This window comes from Mesorhizobium sp. YC-39, assembly GCF_025753795.1.
In the GTDB taxonomy this organism is placed as follows: domain Bacteria; phylum Pseudomonadota; class Alphaproteobacteria; order Rhizobiales; family Rhizobiaceae; genus Mesorhizobium.
Map to the genome: position 1 here is coordinate 60,888 of NZ_JAOWPS010000002.1, position 16,114 is coordinate 77,001.

Below are 16,114 nucleotides of genomic sequence, written 5' to 3' on the forward strand. Positions count from 1 at the left end.
TCTTTATGTCACCGCCACACACTCGATCTCGATATCAAACTCCATCGGCCATGACGCCACCGGCACGAAGGTGCGCGCCGGCGGGTTCACGCTGAAGTACTTCGCAGAGACCCGGTTGATGGCGTTGTAAAAACCGGAACTGACGGCGTAGATGCGCACCATCTCGCGCCTTAAAAGGGCCAGTGCTGAAGCTCGCCTCAGTTAGAGAAAACCAATAAACCGTCCGGCGAAAACCGCGGACGTCCACAGAACCATCGAGACCACAGCCAAGACGGGCGCGATCCCGCCGGCCGGGTCCTCACCACCTCTTGCGCGGCGCATAAAGACAACGAAGTTGACACCCGCGAGCAGGATGAGCCCCATCTTGGCGAGGAAAATCGGCATCGCGGCATACTCCCTCGCCCTGACCGAAAACAACAGCGCCCCGGTGACAAGCGCCCCCGCAAACGCGACCAGTGCCACACGGCGCAGGAGCGCGACGAACGCCGCCTGCGGCAGCGAGCGGAAGGCACCGATGATCCTGAGGTCCATGAGCATGACGCTGGTCAGCAGCGTGCCGATCGACAGGATGTGCAGCGCGTTGACGATGGGATAGGCGACGAAGGAGGCCTTCAGCCACCGCGCCAAGGCAAGTTGCTCGATGCCGGCCAGCAGCCCGTCCATTCAGGCCGGCGGCACGCGGTCGGGATAGACATCATACGTCTTACCGCCGACGATGATGCGCACTGCCTTCATGCGCTTTTCCTTCTCGTCGAGCGAGCGGTTGCCGATCGCGGTCACCTCGTCGCCGACCTTGGCGACCTCCTCGGTGAAGCCGGCGGCGATCGTGCGCGATGGCGGCGCCATCTCCACCCGCCAGGCCTCGCCCTCCGCGTCGACATCCAGCGTGGCGTGCGGATTGCCGATATAGATGGCCGTGATCTTGCCCCGGAGTTCGAAGAACCCGTCCTCAGTCCACGACCAGCCGTGATGGGCGTAAGCCGCGGTGCCGGCGGCAAGGATTGCCGCTGCTGCCAGCGTGACGCTCCGTATCCCGTTGAAAGGTGACTGCATTGCACGTCTCCTCGGTTCATCCCACTTGGAGAGTAGGTCACGGCGCGGCAACGTCAAATCATATCGAGAGCCTGGGTGCCGCCTGACAATCTGGCATCAACGCTTGCTTATGACATCCATGCCGGCCATTCTCGGTCTTACCAGCGGCTCTTCCCCAGACATCGGATGAAGGTCGGACTCACACCGAACGAGGCAGAGATGAGCAGCATGAGAGACCGTCAGGAAGGCTTCGAAAAGAAGTTTGCGATGGACGAGGAAACGAAGTTCAAGGCCATGGCGCGCCGCAACAAGCTGCTCGGCCTGTGGGCCGCCGAACAGCTCGGCAAGTCAGGTGCGGATGCCGACGCCTATGCCAAGGAGGTGGTGCGTTCGGACTTCGAAGAGGCAGGCGACGACGATGTGTTCCGCAAGGTGCGCGCCGATTTCGACGCGGCCGGTGTCGCCCAGTCGGATTCTCAGATTCGCGGCGCCATGGCCGAACTTCTGGTGACCGCGGTCGAGCAGATCAGAACGGGCTGAGCATCGCTCGGTCCGGCATTCCGCCCGGCGCCGACACGCCGATTTGCGCGCGTGCCCCTGTCAGTGGCAGCAACTCTCTCCATACTGCAGCTGTTCCTGCCAGGCCTGCGCTCTGCCCTTCGGCGTAAAATCCATCAGGTTCCACAGCGTCTCACAGGTGCCGATGCCGCGCGGGTCCTGGCCGGGCTCGGCTGGAGCGAAGTCCAGTTCCGACGACCAGAAATGGCGGATGCCGTCGGCATCGCGGCTGAACACCGACAGCAGCGGCAATTGCGCGCCGTCCTCGGCCTCGGCGTGGTAGTCGCGCTTGAAGTCGTTGCCGGCCGAGGAGATGAGCCGCATATTCGTCCAGCCGCGATCGCTGCCGAGCGTCAGCAGGTTTTCGAGCGCTGTCTTGCCGACCACGGCGAAGTTGAAACCGGCCGCCTCGAGATGGCCGACCGCGCCGTCGAACTGGTCCAGCAGCGCCGTGCAGGATGGGCACGGCTGGTCCGGCCGGGCGAGCTTCGCCGTGCCGCCGCTGGTCGCCACGTCGCGCGTCTCCTGCGGATGACGCGGAAACATCATGTTGTAGATGATCAGCGTGTCCTTGCCTGATGCAAACAGCTCCGACAGCTTTATGCGCGCCGGCTTGCCGTCGGGACCAAGCCCATCGAACACATAATCCTGCGGCACCAGCCCGCCCATGGGCAGCGCGCGGCGGGCGACGGCCACATCCTCCATGGCGCGGCGCAACTCGATCTCCTTGCGCAGCAATTCTTCGCGGGCGCTGCGGTATTCCTGGGATTCGTTGGGAAAGCTGATCATCGTCATCTCCATCTGTCGGGATTTTGACGACGCGCGCCAAGGGTCCGGCAACGCGCCTTGCCTCCCAAGGACGCAGGGCGAAGGACGGTTCCGACATTTTATGCAGACGAAAACTACTGCGCCGGCACCGGACAGCTCACCTCGCCCTCCGGGCAATTGAGATAATTCTCAAAGTCCCTCACCCGGTCCTTGGTGAGTGCCGCCTGGCAATCGGCGACCACCATCGGATACATGCTGCCGGCGTTTTCGCGCGGGCCGCCCTGGAAATTGCACTCGGCATCGCGGAAGGCGACCCAGGCCCGTTGCGCATCGACCAGCAGTTTCTTGCCCGCCGCATCGTCCTTCAGCCGGCCCTCGATCTGCCTGTAGGCGTCGTTGAGCTTCTTGTCAGCCGCGGTGAACGACTTGCCGGCGCATTCGTTCATGGTCGCCTGGTCCTGCGCGTTGGCGCAATCATCGGCGGCCCGCGCCGCATTAGTGAACAGCGGAACGGCGAGGATCAAGGTGGCGAGGCCGGTTCTGGAAAGCCGCATCGTGTTTCTCCGGTTTTCGAAAGCCCCCGTTGTAACAAAGCTTAACGGTGAGGCGAACACAGGCAAGATGCAGTCTGTCGCCTTGGTGGACAGTTCCTTTCAGATCGGCTCCGACGGCTGCGAAGCAATAGCGTTGCGGAACGGGATGCATCCCGCCGCATTCTTCGTTCAGTCTATAAGTCCTTATCGGGGGAAACCATGCGCGAAGCCGACAATGACGAAATCGACCTGCGCTGCCCGCAGATAGTCGCCGACAATGCCGCCAAGGGCCTCAGGCTGCGCGGCGTATTCGGCCGTGGCGGCACCGAGGTTGGCGTTGCACGAGCCACCCAGCTCAAGAACCGGGACAAGCTTTCGCCCTCCACTGTCCGGCGCATGGTCAGCTATTTCGCCCGCCACGAGGTCGACAAGAAGGGTCGCAACTACGGCAATGAGGCGGACCCGTCGGCCGGCTATATCGCCTGGCTTTTATGGGGCGGCGACGAAGGCCGCGCCTGGACGCTCGATCTCAAGCAGAAGATCGGCAACGCGCCCGATATTTGAACGATGCCCGATGTTTGAACGATGCCCGATATTTGAACGATGAATGGCATCTGAGCGATATACAAAGCAGCTTGGTCTTGGAAACAGCAAGATACCCGGTGGCGGATCCCGAAACCCCGCCTCGGGAGCAACCCCAACCTCGGGACCCGCCGTGGAGTGTGGCTGACACATGCCGGCGCAGCCCCCCTCCGATGCCTCTACGCTCGTAACCCCGACCGACCGGCGTGGCAGGGTGGTTAGCATTTGCCGTTGGCGATCTATGTGAAGCGCTTCACAAAGGATGCACTTTCCGCAGCGTAAGGCAGAACTAGCCTTCCCAGGCGACCTCGAACATTCCCAGCCGCTCGTAGAGCCTGACGGCGGCGGGGTTCTCGACCGTATTGGTCTTGAGATCGACATGCGTGGCGCCCCGCTCGCGAAATTCGCTGAAGGCGTGCCACATCAGCGCCTCGGCGATGCCGCGACCCCGCGCCTCGGGATGAACGGCAAGATCCTTGACGAAAGCCCTCGTCCAGCACAACGCCGCGCCCACCAGCCGGCCTTTGCCGTTGATGACCAGGAAGCACAAAGCGGGATCGAATTCCGCGTCACCCGAGACGCGCGGCCACCATTCGTCGAACGGCCCATCGGCGCCGTCTTCGAACACCTCGGTCAAAAGCGCGTGCAAGGCCGACGCATCGGCGGGTTCGAAGCCGCGCATGACGAAGCCTTCGGGCCAGTGCGGCGGAACCAGCGTCTCGTCGAGGATCTTGCGCAGCCTGATGTCGTTTGGCGCCGGCGGGCGCGGCTCAGGCATGGCTCTCAGGCATCGGGCTGCAGGCGACGCCGGCTGCGGTCACGGCCGAGGCCGGTTTCTTCCAGCATGCCCTTGCGCTTGGCGTCGTAATAATAGCCGGTCTGGTAGAGCCGGTCGGCGCGCTTGGCGTTGCCGTCGGACACCAGCCAGGCGCCACGCAGATATTTCACCGCGTATTTCAGATTGGTCTCGGCATCGAACAGTCCGCGCGCCGGCCCGTCATAGCCCATGCCGCGCGCCGTCGCGTGCTTGATCTGCATCAGCCCCCAATGGCCGCGATTATAGGCTTTCGGGTTGAAGGTGCTCTCGCGGTTGACGACATGGCGCACCAGGTCGACCGGCACCTGGTAGAACGCGGCATATTTCTCGATCAGCCGCTCGATCTCGGCGCGCGGTCCGCTCGCGGGTATTTCGGGCGAACCGACAGGGGCCAGGGCGGCGGGATTCTGCGGCACGACATAGGCCACCTGCTGAACCCCGGGCATGCCGGCTTTCCCAGCGGTCGCCGGCACGACAAGCCCGGCGGTGGTATAGACCGGCGCCGCGGCGTTGACCGGCAGGCCGGCAGGTCCGGCCTTGCTGGTCATGGCGGCATGCCCGGCCTTGGTGGTCATGACGGCAGGCACGGCTGCGGCCCCTGGCGTCGATCCGGCGAAAGCAGCGGCGGGCTCGACCGGCGGTGCGGCCGGCTCCGCCGACAGCGCAGCCGTCTGCACCGGCTTATTGCCGGAAGGCTCGGGCAGGACGGAAACCGTGTCCGGCAGCGCCAGCGCAAAGCCTGCGTCGGCGGCAGCGGCCGGTTCAGCGAAGGAAGGCGCCAGCTTGACCTGTGAGGTCGACTGACAGCCGGCCAGGCCGGCCGCCGCAAGGACCGCGCCGATCGCGATGAGATTGAGTTTTGCTGGCAAGCCGCGCTCGGGTCCGGTTCGTCGGTCGTTAAGAAATCCCTTACACCAGCGATTCCTGCCCGGCAATCGGGGCCGGCTGGTGGTTTTCGGGTGGCGGGACTCAGGCCGCAGTGCCATATTGTTCTGGATATGTACCTGTTTTTCGCCGTCTTGACTGGAGAACATGCCATGAAAACCCCCGCTTCGATCACCGCCGGCCACGCAGTGTTAGAAACAGTGATCGGCTTCATGGGCATTGCCTGGAGCGAAACCGGGCTCATCCGGCTTTGCCTGCCGCAACGCAGCCGCGAAGCGGTGGAGCGCCGGCTGCTGCGTCATCCCGGCGTTTCGCCCTCCACTGTCCAGCCACCATGGGTCGTCGAGCTGATCACCTCGATCAAGGCCTACGCGGCCGGTGAAGACGTCGATTTCTCCGGCGTGCCGGTCGATCTCGCCGGCGTCGATGATTTCCGCCTCGCCATCTACGACGCCGCCCGCAAGCTCGCCTTCGGCGAAACCACCACCTATGGCGAGCTGGCCAAACGCGCCGGCCATGCCGGGCTGGCGCGGGAAACGGGCGCCGCACTTGGCGCCAATCCGGTGCCGCTGATCATCCCATGCCACCGCATTCTTGCCGCCGGCGGCAAGATCGGCGGTTTTTCCGCCCCCGGCGGCTCGACCACCAAGGAAAAGATGCTGGCGATGGAAGGCGTGCGCGTCGGCCCGCCGCCGCCGGCGCAAGTGTCGTTCGGCTTCTGATCCGGCGCCTTAAAGCGCGTCGCGTTTGAACGGATTCATGCGACGCGCTTTAAGTTCTCATTTTTATGCATGTCGTTATCGCAAAACCGCTGCGCACTTTTGCGCGACATGCCTTAGTTGTGCCTGAGGATGCGGCGACGGAAATGCCGGTCGAAATCCGGCCGCTTGCACGTGTAGACGGGGCAGGATTTCGCATCGGCGCTGGGCACATAGGCCCGCGCCCTCACCTCGCCCATGTTGCAGAAGCGCTCGTCCCGCACATAGCGGTCGTAGAGCGGCAGGCCCGGCACGCGCGTCGACTGGTAGCGCAGGATCACCGCGCCCTGCCGGGCGATCGTCGCCTGCACCCTGCCGCAGCTCATGCGGGTCGGGTCATAGCGCGAGATCGCCTGCGCCTCGGCGGCCACCAGCGTCAGGCAGGCGGCAAGCAGAACAGTTTTCATCGTTCCTCTCCCAAAACCGAACCGGCGCCCGAAAGTGTATTGCCCCCTTCCCGACGCGCAATTCCTCAACGCTTTCATGCGATTGGGGCGGCCGTTGGGCGACGACGAGATCACGCTTTTCTCACGCAGTCTTGTTTTTTGCGCAAAACCGGCCTATATGCGTTCCATTGATATTTCGGCCGATCGATCCGGGCCTCGCGATATTCGCGTTTGCTGACGTCTATCTCCAAAATCTCGATGCACACCGGCTGGACTTCGGTCTGGTCAAATAAAAGCAAATGTGAAGGACTATCGAAATGGCAACTGGTACGGTCAAGTGGTTCAATTCCACCAAGGGCTTCGGCTTCATCCAGCCTGACGCGGGCGGCGCGGACGTTTTCGTCCACATCTCCGCAGTCGAGCGCGCTGGACTGTCGACCCTGGTCGAAGGCCAGAAGATCAACTTCGAGATCGAGCAGGACCGCCGCACTGGCAAGTCGTCCGCTGGATCTCTGAGCAAGGCAGCCTGATTTTGAAAATGGCGTGCGCCGGGCGAGAGCCCGGGGCGCGCGGCAAGTCACGGATGTACTGACGGTCGCGCGAGAAGCGCGCCGGAGCGGAAAGACCCCGACCAGTCGAAGCAGCAGATTGCTGCCGGCCCGGCCAAAACGCTCCAGTCAGGCTACCAAGCATGGGAAGGCGGGATTTTGTCCCGCCTTTTTGTTTGCGCGGATTTCAGGCGATTGGCGAAACCGGCAATGGCGGCGTCCTTCTCCTCGTCACTATACGGGGAGAAGGACGCTTTCACCTGAGCTTTTGCCAATCACCTGCCTAAGGCAGCCACTCTATCGGCACGTGCCCCTTGTCCGTCTCGACCCGCTTCAGCCAGGCCGCCACCGCCGGATAGGCGTCGAGCTGGAAGCCGCCCATCTCGGCCGTATGCGTATAGGCATAGAGCGCGATGTCGGCGACGCTGAACTCCGTGCCGGCGAAGAACCTGTTGCCTTCCAGATATTTGTTCATCACGCCAAGCGCCTTGTTGCCACGCTCCAGCGTTACCGCCAGCCGCTCCGGCGTCGCATCCCTGGCCCGTTCCGGAAAAGTCAGCAGCGCCTTGCGCACCGCGATGTAGGGCTCGTGGCTGTATTGCTCGAAGAACAGCCATTGATAGGCCAGCCCGCGCTCGTATTTGTCGGACGGCAGGAAGCGCGTGCCTTCGGCGAGATAGAGCAGGATGGCGTTGGATTCGGCAAGCCGCCTGCCGTCGTCGAGCTCGAGCAGCGGCACCATGGCGTTTGGGTTCTTGGCGACATAATCGGGCTTGCGCGTATCACCGGTATGCGAGCTCACCTCGACATTGGTAAAGGCGATGCCCAGCTTCGCCATCAAAAGGCGCGGCTTGTAGCAATTGCCGCTGTCGATCATTCCATAGAGTATGGTCATTCTGTTCCCCTGCGGCCATTCCGACGCAATTATGGTGGCGGCGGCAGCCCGATCCAGTGATTTGTTTTGGCGCGACCATCAGCGCCGCTGATGCATCACCCGAACCAGATCATCCGAACAGCGGGATGACCTTGTTGTCCATGCCGAGCAGCCTGTCGATGGACAGCGGCTCCTCGTCGAAAATCGTTCCGGCCAATGCCGGCCGCCCCAGATGAAAACCCTGCAAGAGATCGACGCCGCCATCCAGTGCGACGCGCAGATGGCCGGCCTGCTCGATCCCTTCGACCAGCACCTTGGTGCCGCGGTCGTGCAGCGCCGAAACCAGCGGCCGGAAAAATCGTTCGGCGGCGGCATGGCGACAGAATTCCGCGAACCATGTGCCGTCGATCTTGACGATGTCGGGCTGGACAAGCGCGACCCGCTCTTCCGTCGAATGCCCGGTGCCGAAATCGTCGATGGCGATGCGGATGCCGTCACGCCGCATCTCGCGCACCAGGCTGACGAGCAACTCGTCATCGGCCGCCTGCTCCGTGATCTCGCAGATCAGCATGCCTGGATGCAGGTCGAAATCGGCAAGGTGCCTGGTCATCAACCTGATCTCGGCCAGCGCCCGCCCCGGGTGATCGTTGATCAGTGGATTGTAGTTGAAGAACAGGTCGAGCCCGTCGACGCCGATGTTGCGGAAGTTCCTGAGATGCAGCACCCGGCACATCGTCTCGACGAACAGTCGATCGGCCGCGGGCAGGCTTTCGAAAAACACCGGTGGCGCAACCGGCCTGCCGGCACGGTGCGGCTCGATCAGGCCCTCGACCGCAACGGCCTGCAAAAACCTGCCGCGCGGCGCGAAAATCGGCTGATAGGCGCTCCTCAGCCGGAATGCGCCATAGACACCGTATTCGATCCCGACCTCGTCGGCAAAGATCGCCTCGCCGACATTGCGCCGCCTGTCTGGCCGCCCGTTCATTGTGCTACCCGGCGCCCGAAAGCCCGTGCCGGCCGCGGCGAAGATGCCACGGGCGCCGGCGCCTCTCCGACATTGGCGACGGGCATCCGCCCGTCCTTGCCGAAGACGTGAAAGCTGGTCGGCGCAAGCTCGGGACGCGCCAGTGTGAACCCCTGCACCATCGAGGCGCCCGACTTTTCGGCCAGCTCAAGCTGCCAGCCCTCCTCGATGCCCTCGAACACGGTGCGGATGCCTTGTTCCTCGAAGCTTGCCACCATCGCCGTCAGCAGCGCGAAACCCGCGCCGGAATCCATCAATTGCGTGATCCACTGGGCATCGAATTTGACGATATCCGGCCTGAGCTCCTTGATGCGGTTGATGTCGGATTCTTCGGCGCCGTAGTCGTCGACAGCGATGCGAAAACCATTGCCCCTGAGCGCCTCGACGAAATTGTAGAGGGTTTCCTGCGATGCCGATTTCTGCTCGGTCACCTCGCACACGACGCGGTGCGGATCGATGCCCGCTTCGTGCAGCACCAACCGCATCTCGCGCAGCGCCTTGTCGGCGATGCCGCGGTCGGTGAACACCGACGGGTCGAAATTGATGAAGATGGACGCCTCCCGCGGCAGGCAGGCGCCGGCGTTCAAAAGGTGCAGCGTCCTTGTCAGCGCCTCGATATGCAGGCGGTCGGCCGCCGGACACGTGCTGAAAAAACTCATCGGCGGTTGCGGCTCGCCATCGCGAAAGGGCCGGATCAGCCCCTCGAAGGCGACGACCGAAAGCTTACCATCCTTAAAGGCGAAGATCGGCTGGAAGGCGCTTTGCAGCGTGTAGATGCCCCAGACACCGCTGGCGGTGCCGTCATCATGGCGGATGATATGGGCAAGCCCGATGCTGCGCGACAAGGGTTCCTCGCTCCGCGAGACTGGCAAAATTGGATTGCGATCCTGCCACTCAAGGGTTTACCCATCGTTGATGAATTTATTGTTGCCGAGGATTTGAGCCCTGGCTCATCCGACTGCGCTTGCACTTCAGGGAATGATGCGACATGAGAGGCGCCGCAGCCATCCTCGGCCGCGCCGACACTCTTGGAGACACCTTGCCATGGCCTTTCTTGCCGACGCCCTTTCCCGCGTAAAGCCTTCCGCGACCATCGCGGTGACGCAGAAAGCGCGCGAGCTGAAAAACGCGGGCCGTGACGTGATCGGGCTGGGCGCCGGCGAACCGGACTTCGACACTCCGGACAACATCAAGGAGGCCGCCATCGAGGCGATCCGTCGCGGCGAGACAAAATATCCGCCGGTTTCAGGCATCGTACCGCTGCGCGAGGCGATCGCGAAGAAATTCAAGCGCGAGAACAATCTCGACTACAGGCCGGAGCAGACCATCGTCGGCACCGGCGGCAAGCAGATCCTGTTCAATGCCTTCATGGCGACACTCAATCCCGGCGACGAGGTCATCATCCCGCGGCCCTATTGGGTCAGCTATCCCGAGATGGTGGCAATCTGCGGCGGCACCTCGGTCTTTGCCGACACCTCCATCGACAGCAGCTTCAAGCTGACGGCGGCGGTCCTGGAAAAGGCGATCACGCCGCGCACCAAATGGCTGTTGATGAACTCGCCGTCCAATCCGTCCGGTGCTGCCTACACCGGGGCGGAGCTCAGGGCGCTGGCCGATGTGCTTTTGCAGCATCCGCATGTCTGGGTGCTGACCGACGACATGTACGAGCATCTGATCTATGGCGACTTCGTTTTCAAGACCATCGCGGAGGTCGAGCCCAAGCTCTACGAGCGCACGCTGACCATGAACGGCGTGTCGAAAGCCTATGCCATGACCGGCTGGCGCATCGGCTATGCGGCTGGCCCGGTGCCGCTGATCAAGGCAATGGACATGATCCAGGGTCAGCAGACCTCCGGCGCCTGCACCATCGCCCAATGGGCGTCGGTCGAGGCGCTGAACGGCCCGCAGGATTTCGTCGCCAGGAACAAGGCTATCTTCCAGGCCAGGCGCGATCTTGTCGTGTCGATGCTCAACCAGGCGCGCGGCATTTCCTGCCCGTCGCCGGAGGGCGCTTTCTACGTCTATCCGTCCTGCGCGCAGTTGATCGGCAAGAAGACCAAAGCCGGCAAGGTGATCGACAACGACGAGACTTTCTGCTCGGAACTGCTCGAAGCGGAGGGCGTCGCGGTCGTGTTCGGCTCGGCCTTCGGCCTCGGCCCGAACTTCCGCATCTCCTATGCCACGTCGGAGACATTGCTGGAGGAGGCCTGCACGCGCATCCAGCGCTTCACCGCCTCGCTGACCTGATCAATACATTGTTGCAAAAATGAAAATCCGGCCGTACGGCCGGATTTTTTATATCGGCTCTGGAAGGCTCAGCCGCCATACTGCGCGTCGGTCACTTTCTCCAGCCAGTCGGCATGGACGCCGTCGAGCGCCTCTTGCATGGCGATATGCGCCATTGCCGATTTCGGGGCGGCGCCATGCCAGTGCTTTTCATCTGCCGCGAAGGAGATGACGTCGCCAGCCCTGATCTCCTGTACCGGCTCGCCCCAGCTTTGCGCGAGGCCGGCGCCTGATATGACATAGAGCGTCTGGCCGAGCGGATGCGTGTGCCAGTGGGTCCGCGCGCCAGGCTCGAAGCTGACCATCACGGCCCTGAGGCGGGCCGGCGCCTCCTTCTCGATGATCGGCGTCTGCAACACACGGCCGGTGAAATATTTCTCCGGCGCAATGATGGTCGGCACGCTGCCGCAGGTAATAATCTTCATCGTCGACAGTCCTCAGGCTGGCGGCAGTTTCGTCCGATACCCGCCATGGCGCAACCGGCTGCTCAAGCCCGCAGCCGGAGGCTTCGCCAATCACGGTTCAAGCGCGGCCAGAACAGGCCTGTGCGTGCGCGATAGGCATCATAGGCGCCGGCGAGCGCCGTGCGCGAAAACTTCCTCTCTTCGTCCAGCGCGGCGATCGTGTAGATCGCGATGATCCCGGCGACAGGCACCACCGCCCAGATCGACCAGGTCGCGATGCCCCATCCGATCCAGAAGATGATGTAGGACGCATAGAACGGATGGCGGACATAGGCGTAAGGTCCGTCGGTCAACAGACTGTCGGGATTGTCGGCGTCGAATGCGAAGCGCAGCCGCGCCTTGCGGGAAATGACGATCGCCCACCAGAACAGGGCCGAGCTTACCAGTTCGATGGCGAGCCCGCCGAGCTTCGCCGCCACCGGCTGCCGCTCGATCCACAGGATAGCCATAAAGAACACCGCCACGCCGATCACCACGGCGGAAACGATCATGGCGCCTGGAGGCATGGTCGGCGACTGGAAATGGGCGCGCATGGACCAGGCATATTGACCGAGCGTCACGATGCTGCTGATTGAGACAAGAAGATCGAGCGCACCGTCCATCATCGGAATCCCTGGTTGTCGCATCAGCCCGAAAATCGGCATCGATTTTTGGAAATGCCTGGATTTAAAACATGCTCCCGCCCACAGATTCGCTCATCATACGCTGTTGCCGCAGAGAAATCCTTTCTTAACCACAAACCTAAACAACATAGTGACAGCAGAATGCGATGTTGGCCGTCAGGCAATCTGAGGGTCTAATCCAGCATGGTCGTTTCCCACCGGACGGTCCGCACCGAGCAAGCGGATTTGCGCCTCAGCCAGTCGTCGGGCTCCGGCATTCCCATTGTTTTGATCCATGGCTCGGGCAGTTCGCGCGCCGTATTCGCGCGACAGTTCGACAGTCCCTTGGCTGCCGCGCACCGTTTGATCGCCTTCGACCTTCCCGGCCATGGTGAATCGTCCGACGCCCGTGACCCTGCAACTGCCTATACGATTGCCGGCCTCGCTCAATCGGCTGCTCAGCTCCTCGACATCATGGGGATCGACCGCGCCGTCGTCTTCGGCTGGTCGCTCGGCGGACATGTCGCCATCGAGCTCGCGAGCTTTCACCGGGCGGTCGCCGGACTGATGCTGACCGGCGCGCCGCCAGTGTCGAAAGGACCATTTGGCATGCTGCGTGGCTTCCATGCCCATTGGGACATGTTGCTCGCGTCCAAGAAGATTTACTCCGACCGCGATGCCGAGCGCTTCGAAACGCTGTGCTTCGGCGACACTGCCGATCCTTCGTTCCGCGAGGTTATCCTGCGCACCGACGGCCGGCTGCGTTCCGCGGTGACGCGCGGCATGGTCACCGGCAAAGGCGCCGACCAGAAGCAGGTGGTCGAGCACGCCGCATTTCCGGTCGCGATCGTCAACGGCGAGAACGATCCGTTTGTCCGGCTCGGCTATTTCGAGACCTTGGCCTACGGTTCGCTATGGGAGCATTGCCATGTCATCCCCGGTGCCGGACATGCTCCTTTCTGGGAGCGTCCGGACCTGTTCAATCCGCTGCTGGCGCGCTTTGTCGAGACAGTGGCGAGGCAGGGCGTGGACGAAACCACTATGGCGCCGCGCCGAACCCAAGCGGGTTGATCAAGCGGGCTGATCTCCCTCACGGAAATTTGCCCACCCTGCGTCCGTGGTTGTAACGTCAGCGGTACACCGCCCCCCTCAAATCTCTTGCCCTGCCGGCTAACCCGTGGGACGATGCTTTCGGGTAGGTGGCGAACTAAACAAGCCCCGCCCGCGACGGTCGACAGGCCGGCCGCCGCTCCCAGGGAAACGCCTGAGTGGAGGTCAGTCATGGGAACTCGCGCCGGAGGACGACGCACGGGACCGAAATGCATTGCCATAGTCGGTCCCTTCGCAAGCGGTAAGACGACACTTCTCGAAGCAATACTCGCCCGCACGGGCGCCATCCCCCGCCAGAATCCCGTTTCGTCGGGAAACACCGTTTCCGATCATTCGCCCGAGGCACGCGCCCACGCCATGAGCGTCGAGGCGACCGTCGCCACCACCGATTTCATGGGCGAGCAGCTCACCTTCGTCGATTGTCCCGGCTCCATCGAATTTTCCTTCGAGGCCGAGCCGGTGCTGGCCGCCTGCGACATCGCCGTGGTCGTCGCGGAAGCCGACGAAAAGAAGATCCCTGCCCTGCAGCTCATCATGCGCAAGCTCGACGATCTTGGCGTGCCGCGCATCCTGTTCCTGAACAAGGTCGACAAGGCGATAGCAGGCGTACGCGACACGCTGAAGATGCTGCAGCCGGCAAGCTCGCTGCCTTTGCTGCTGCGCCAGATTCCGCTGCGCAAGGATGGCGTCGTCATCGGCTCGATCGATCTTGCGCTGGAGCGCGCCTATATCTATCGCGAATATGCCGAGAGCGAGGTCGCCGAGATTCCGGGCGACGAGAAGGCACGCGAGCTGGAGGCCCGCTTCTCCATGCTGGAAACGCTCGCCGACCACGACGACCAGTTGATGGAGCAGCTGCTCGAAGAGATCGAGCCACCGAAGGACGCGATCTTCGACGACCTTGCCGCCGACCTGCGCGCCGGCGCGGTGACGCCGGTGCTGATCGGCACCGCCGAGAAGGGCAACGGCGTGCTGCGCCTGCTGAAGACGCTCCGCCATGACGCACCCGACATAGAGGCGACCCGCAAGCGTCTCGGCGCACCCGATGGCAATGCCACCGTGGTCCAGGTGATGAAGACCATCCACACCGCGCATGGCGGCAAACTGTCGGTTTCGCGCATCCTTTCCGGACAGCTCGCCGACGCTTCCGAGCTCTACCTCTCGAATGGCGACACGGCAAAAGTGTCCGGCATCTACAGAATGCTCGGCAAGGACCAGACCAAGCTCACCTCGGCCAAGGCCGGTGACACAGTTGCGCTCGGCAAGCTGGACGACGTCAAGACCGGCCAGACGCTGAGCTCGGCCAAGGGAGGCATCAGGCCACTGGTGGCGCTGACACCGCCGCAACCGGTCTTTGCCTTCGCGCTGCGGCCAAAGGAACGCAAGGATGAGGTCAAGATGTCGGCGGCCATCCAGCGCCTTGCCGAGGAAGATCCCTCGCTCAGCCTGCGCCATAATCAGGATTCGGCCGAGACAGTACTATCGGGTCATGGAGAGATGCATCTGCGCGTCGTGCGCGAGCGGCTGGAAGGCAAGAACCAGATCCCGGTCGAGGGCCATACGCCGGCGGTGCCTTATCGCGAGACGATCCGCAAACCGGCGCAGCAGCGCGGCCGCCACAAGAAGCAGTCGGGCGGCCATGGTCAGTTCGGCGACGTGGTGATCGAGATCAAGCCGCTGCCGCGCGGCTCCGGCTTTCAGTTCACCGACACCATCACCGGCGGCGTCGTGCCGAAGACCTATATCCAGTCGGTCGAGACCGGCGTGCGCGACTATCTGAAGTCCGGCCCGCTCGGCTTCCCGGTGGTCGATGTCGCCGTCAACCTGTCCGACGGCTCCTACCATGCGGTGGACTCGTCGGACATGGCCTTCCAGATGGCAGCGAAGCTGGCGATGAAGGAAGGCATGGCCGCCTGCTCGCCGGTGCTTTTGGAGCCGATCATGAAGGTCGAGATCGTCACGCCATCCGATGCGACCTCGAAGATCATTGCGCTCATCCCGCAGCGGCGCGGCCAGATCCTCGGCTACGACGCGAGGCCCGATTGGCCAGGATGGGACGTCGTCGAGGCGACCATGCCGCAGGCCGAGATCGGCGACCTGATCATCGAGCTGCGTTCGGCGACCGCGGGCGTCGCCAGCTATCGTGCCGCCTTCGACCATATGGCCGAACTCACCGGCCGCCTGGCCGACGAGGCGATGAATGCCAACGGCAAGGCCGCCTGACGGCTCCGGCCTTTGCGGTGGTGTTGCACCGGCCAGGTAATGCATGTCGCCCAAAAGTGCGCAGCGGTTTTGGGATAACGACATGCATCAAAACAAGACTTAAGCGCGTCGCATCAATCCCATCAGACGCGACGCGCTTTAAACACAAGGAAACGGCGTCCGGGATGATCCGGACGCCGCTCTCTTGCGGACCGTCTTCGTGGGAGGCGAAACGGCAGGTCCGCCGCACATGCCGCCAGCGCCCGATGGCGTCGGCGGTGGAATTGGTTCGGACGCGGTAGCCGCCTGAGCCCGGATCGTTCGAGTGATGCCCCCATCTCCCGCACGAACCACACCGCGTCCTATCGTCTGCTTACTCGATACTGCGTGTCTGCAACATGTTACCTGGGGTTACATGTCACTGTTACGCGATAATTTCGGTCGTTTTTCCGAGCACTGCAGATTTCAGGCAACAAAAAAGCCGGATCAACGAAGATCCGGCTGAGTTTGATTGGAAGTGCCTGTTAAGGCTAACCTCCAGAGGGGAACACTCGAGGGCGCTAATGGGAGGAGAACGCGCCCAGGAGATGGACTATATATGTGCTCATCATGCCCAAGAAACAAGCATCTATTTTGCAACACTCGCATGCAAAAAGAGGCAGGCTGTGGTCTAACCCATTCCTTG

At 62.8% G+C, this 16,114-nt stretch carries 19 protein-coding genes and 1 pseudogene; 7 read left to right on the plus strand and 13 right to left on the minus strand.

What is annotated here, in order from left to right; genetic code table 11:
- Positions 1-3 precede the first annotated feature (3 nt).
- The 3 genes and pseudogenes from OHD62_RS09715 to OHD62_RS09725 form a co-directional block, all read right to left on the minus strand.
- Positions 4-162: pseudogene (locus OHD62_RS09715) on the minus strand (RidA family protein); the annotation flags it as partial.
- A 39-nt stretch (positions 163-201) separates the two neighbouring features.
- A complete protein-coding gene (locus tag OHD62_RS09720; protein WP_263782402.1) occupies positions 202-663 on the minus strand; it encodes a DUF6644 family protein in 462 nt (153 codons plus the stop codon).
- A complete protein-coding gene (locus tag OHD62_RS09725) occupies positions 664-1,053 on the minus strand; it encodes a DUF6152 family protein (protein ID WP_263782403.1) in 390 nt (129 codons plus the stop codon).
- Positions 1,054-1,251: 198 nt separating this feature from the next.
- On the opposite strand from OHD62_RS09725, the gene OHD62_RS09730 reads away from it, so the two are divergent.
- Positions 1,252-1,572, plus strand: coding sequence for a DUF1476 domain-containing protein (locus tag OHD62_RS09730; RefSeq protein ID WP_263782404.1), 321 nt, complete (start codon positions 1,252-1,254; stop codon positions 1,570-1,572).
- Positions 1,573-1,632: 60 nt separating this feature from the next.
- On the opposite strand, the gene OHD62_RS09735 is transcribed toward OHD62_RS09730, so the two are convergent.
- Both OHD62_RS09735 and OHD62_RS09740 read right to left on the minus strand, forming a co-directional pair.
- The gene (locus tag OHD62_RS09735) at positions 1,633-2,379 is read right to left on the minus strand and encodes a DUF899 family protein (protein WP_263782405.1); all 747 of its coding nucleotides are present in this window, start codon (positions 2,377-2,379) and stop codon (positions 1,633-1,635) included.
- A 113-nt stretch (positions 2,380-2,492) separates the two neighbouring features.
- Complete coding sequence (locus OHD62_RS09740; protein ID WP_263782406.1) at positions 2,493-2,912, minus strand: lysozyme inhibitor LprI family protein; 420 nt, start codon at positions 2,910-2,912, stop codon at positions 2,493-2,495.
- A gap of 198 nt (positions 2,913-3,110) precedes the next feature.
- On the opposite strand from OHD62_RS09740, the gene OHD62_RS09745 reads away from it, so the two are divergent.
- Entirely contained in the window at positions 3,111-3,455 is a 345-nt protein-coding gene (locus tag OHD62_RS09745) for a hypothetical protein (RefSeq protein WP_263782407.1), read from the plus strand.
- 307 nt (positions 3,456-3,762) lie between these two features.
- Here OHD62_RS09745 and OHD62_RS09750 read toward each other — a convergent pair whose 3' ends face one another.
- Positions 3,763-4,251, minus strand: a complete 489-nt coding sequence (locus OHD62_RS09750; RefSeq protein WP_263782408.1) for a GNAT family N-acetyltransferase — start codon at positions 4,249-4,251, stop codon at positions 3,763-3,765.
- Positions 4,252-4,256: 5 nt separating this feature from the next.
- Complete coding sequence (locus tag OHD62_RS09755; RefSeq protein ID WP_263782409.1) at positions 4,257-5,159, minus strand: lytic transglycosylase domain-containing protein; 903 nt, start codon at positions 5,157-5,159, stop codon at positions 4,257-4,259.
- 168 nt (positions 5,160-5,327) lie between these two features.
- On the opposite strand from OHD62_RS09755, the gene OHD62_RS09760 reads away from it, so the two are divergent.
- On the plus strand, positions 5,328-5,897 hold the full coding sequence (locus tag OHD62_RS09760) for a methylated-DNA--[protein]-cysteine S-methyltransferase (RefSeq protein WP_263782410.1): 570 nt from the start codon (positions 5,328-5,330) through the stop codon (positions 5,895-5,897).
- Between the two features lie 113 nt (positions 5,898-6,010).
- Here the strand turns inward: OHD62_RS09760 and OHD62_RS09765 are convergent, their stop codons facing one another.
- Complete coding sequence (locus OHD62_RS09765; protein WP_263782411.1) at positions 6,011-6,340, minus strand: hypothetical protein; 330 nt, start codon at positions 6,338-6,340, stop codon at positions 6,011-6,013.
- A gap of 296 nt (positions 6,341-6,636) precedes the next feature.
- On the opposite strand from OHD62_RS09765, the gene OHD62_RS09770 reads away from it, so the two are divergent.
- Positions 6,637-6,849 (plus strand): cold-shock protein, encoded by a 213-nt coding sequence (locus tag OHD62_RS09770; RefSeq protein WP_006338270.1) that lies wholly within the window; start codon positions 6,637-6,639, stop codon positions 6,847-6,849.
- Between the two features lie 301 nt (positions 6,850-7,150).
- Here the strand turns inward: OHD62_RS09770 and OHD62_RS09775 are convergent, their stop codons facing one another.
- The 3 genes from OHD62_RS09775 to OHD62_RS09785 all read right to left on the minus strand — a co-directional run bounded on the left by OHD62_RS09775 (position 7,151) and on the right by OHD62_RS09785 (position 9,610).
- Positions 7,151-7,762 carry a glutathione S-transferase family protein gene (locus OHD62_RS09775; protein ID WP_263782412.1) on the minus strand — a complete coding sequence of 204 codons (612 nt, stop codon included), beginning with the start codon at positions 7,760-7,762 and terminating at the stop codon, positions 7,151-7,153.
- 109 nt (positions 7,763-7,871) lie between these two features.
- On the minus strand, positions 7,872-8,726 hold the full coding sequence (locus OHD62_RS09780; protein ID WP_263782413.1) for an EAL domain-containing protein: 855 nt from the start codon (positions 8,724-8,726) through the stop codon (positions 7,872-7,874).
- Positions 8,723-9,610, minus strand: a complete 888-nt coding sequence (locus OHD62_RS09785) for an EAL domain-containing protein (RefSeq protein ID WP_263782414.1) — start codon at positions 9,608-9,610, stop codon at positions 8,723-8,725. Before OHD62_RS09785 ends, OHD62_RS09780 begins: the two co-directional genes overlap by 4 nt.
- Before the next feature lie 199 nt (positions 9,611-9,809).
- On the opposite strand from OHD62_RS09785, the gene OHD62_RS09790 reads away from it, so the two are divergent.
- Entirely contained in the window at positions 9,810-11,012 is a 1,203-nt protein-coding gene (locus tag OHD62_RS09790) for a pyridoxal phosphate-dependent aminotransferase (RefSeq protein WP_263782415.1), read from the plus strand.
- A gap of 68 nt (positions 11,013-11,080) precedes the next feature.
- Here OHD62_RS09790 and OHD62_RS09795 read toward each other — a convergent pair whose 3' ends face one another.
- Positions 11,081-11,476 carry a cupin domain-containing protein gene (locus tag OHD62_RS09795; RefSeq protein WP_263782416.1) on the minus strand — a complete coding sequence of 132 codons (396 nt, stop codon included), beginning with the start codon at positions 11,474-11,476 and terminating at the stop codon, positions 11,081-11,083.
- 62 nt (positions 11,477-11,538) lie between these two features.
- A complete protein-coding gene (locus OHD62_RS09800; protein WP_263782417.1) occupies positions 11,539-12,120 on the minus strand; it encodes a methyltransferase family protein in 582 nt (193 codons plus the stop codon).
- Positions 12,121-12,321: 201 nt separating this feature from the next.
- Here OHD62_RS09800 and OHD62_RS09805 point away from each other — a divergent pair, with 201 nt between their 5' ends.
- A complete protein-coding gene (locus OHD62_RS09805; protein ID WP_263782418.1) occupies positions 12,322-13,188 on the plus strand; it encodes an alpha/beta fold hydrolase in 867 nt (288 codons plus the stop codon).
- A 210-nt stretch (positions 13,189-13,398) separates the two neighbouring features.
- The gene (locus OHD62_RS09810) at positions 13,399-15,450 is read left to right on the plus strand and encodes an elongation factor G (RefSeq protein ID WP_263782419.1); all 2,052 of its coding nucleotides are present in this window, start codon (positions 13,399-13,401) and stop codon (positions 15,448-15,450) included.
- The last annotated feature ends 664 nt before the right edge of the window (positions 15,451-16,114 follow it).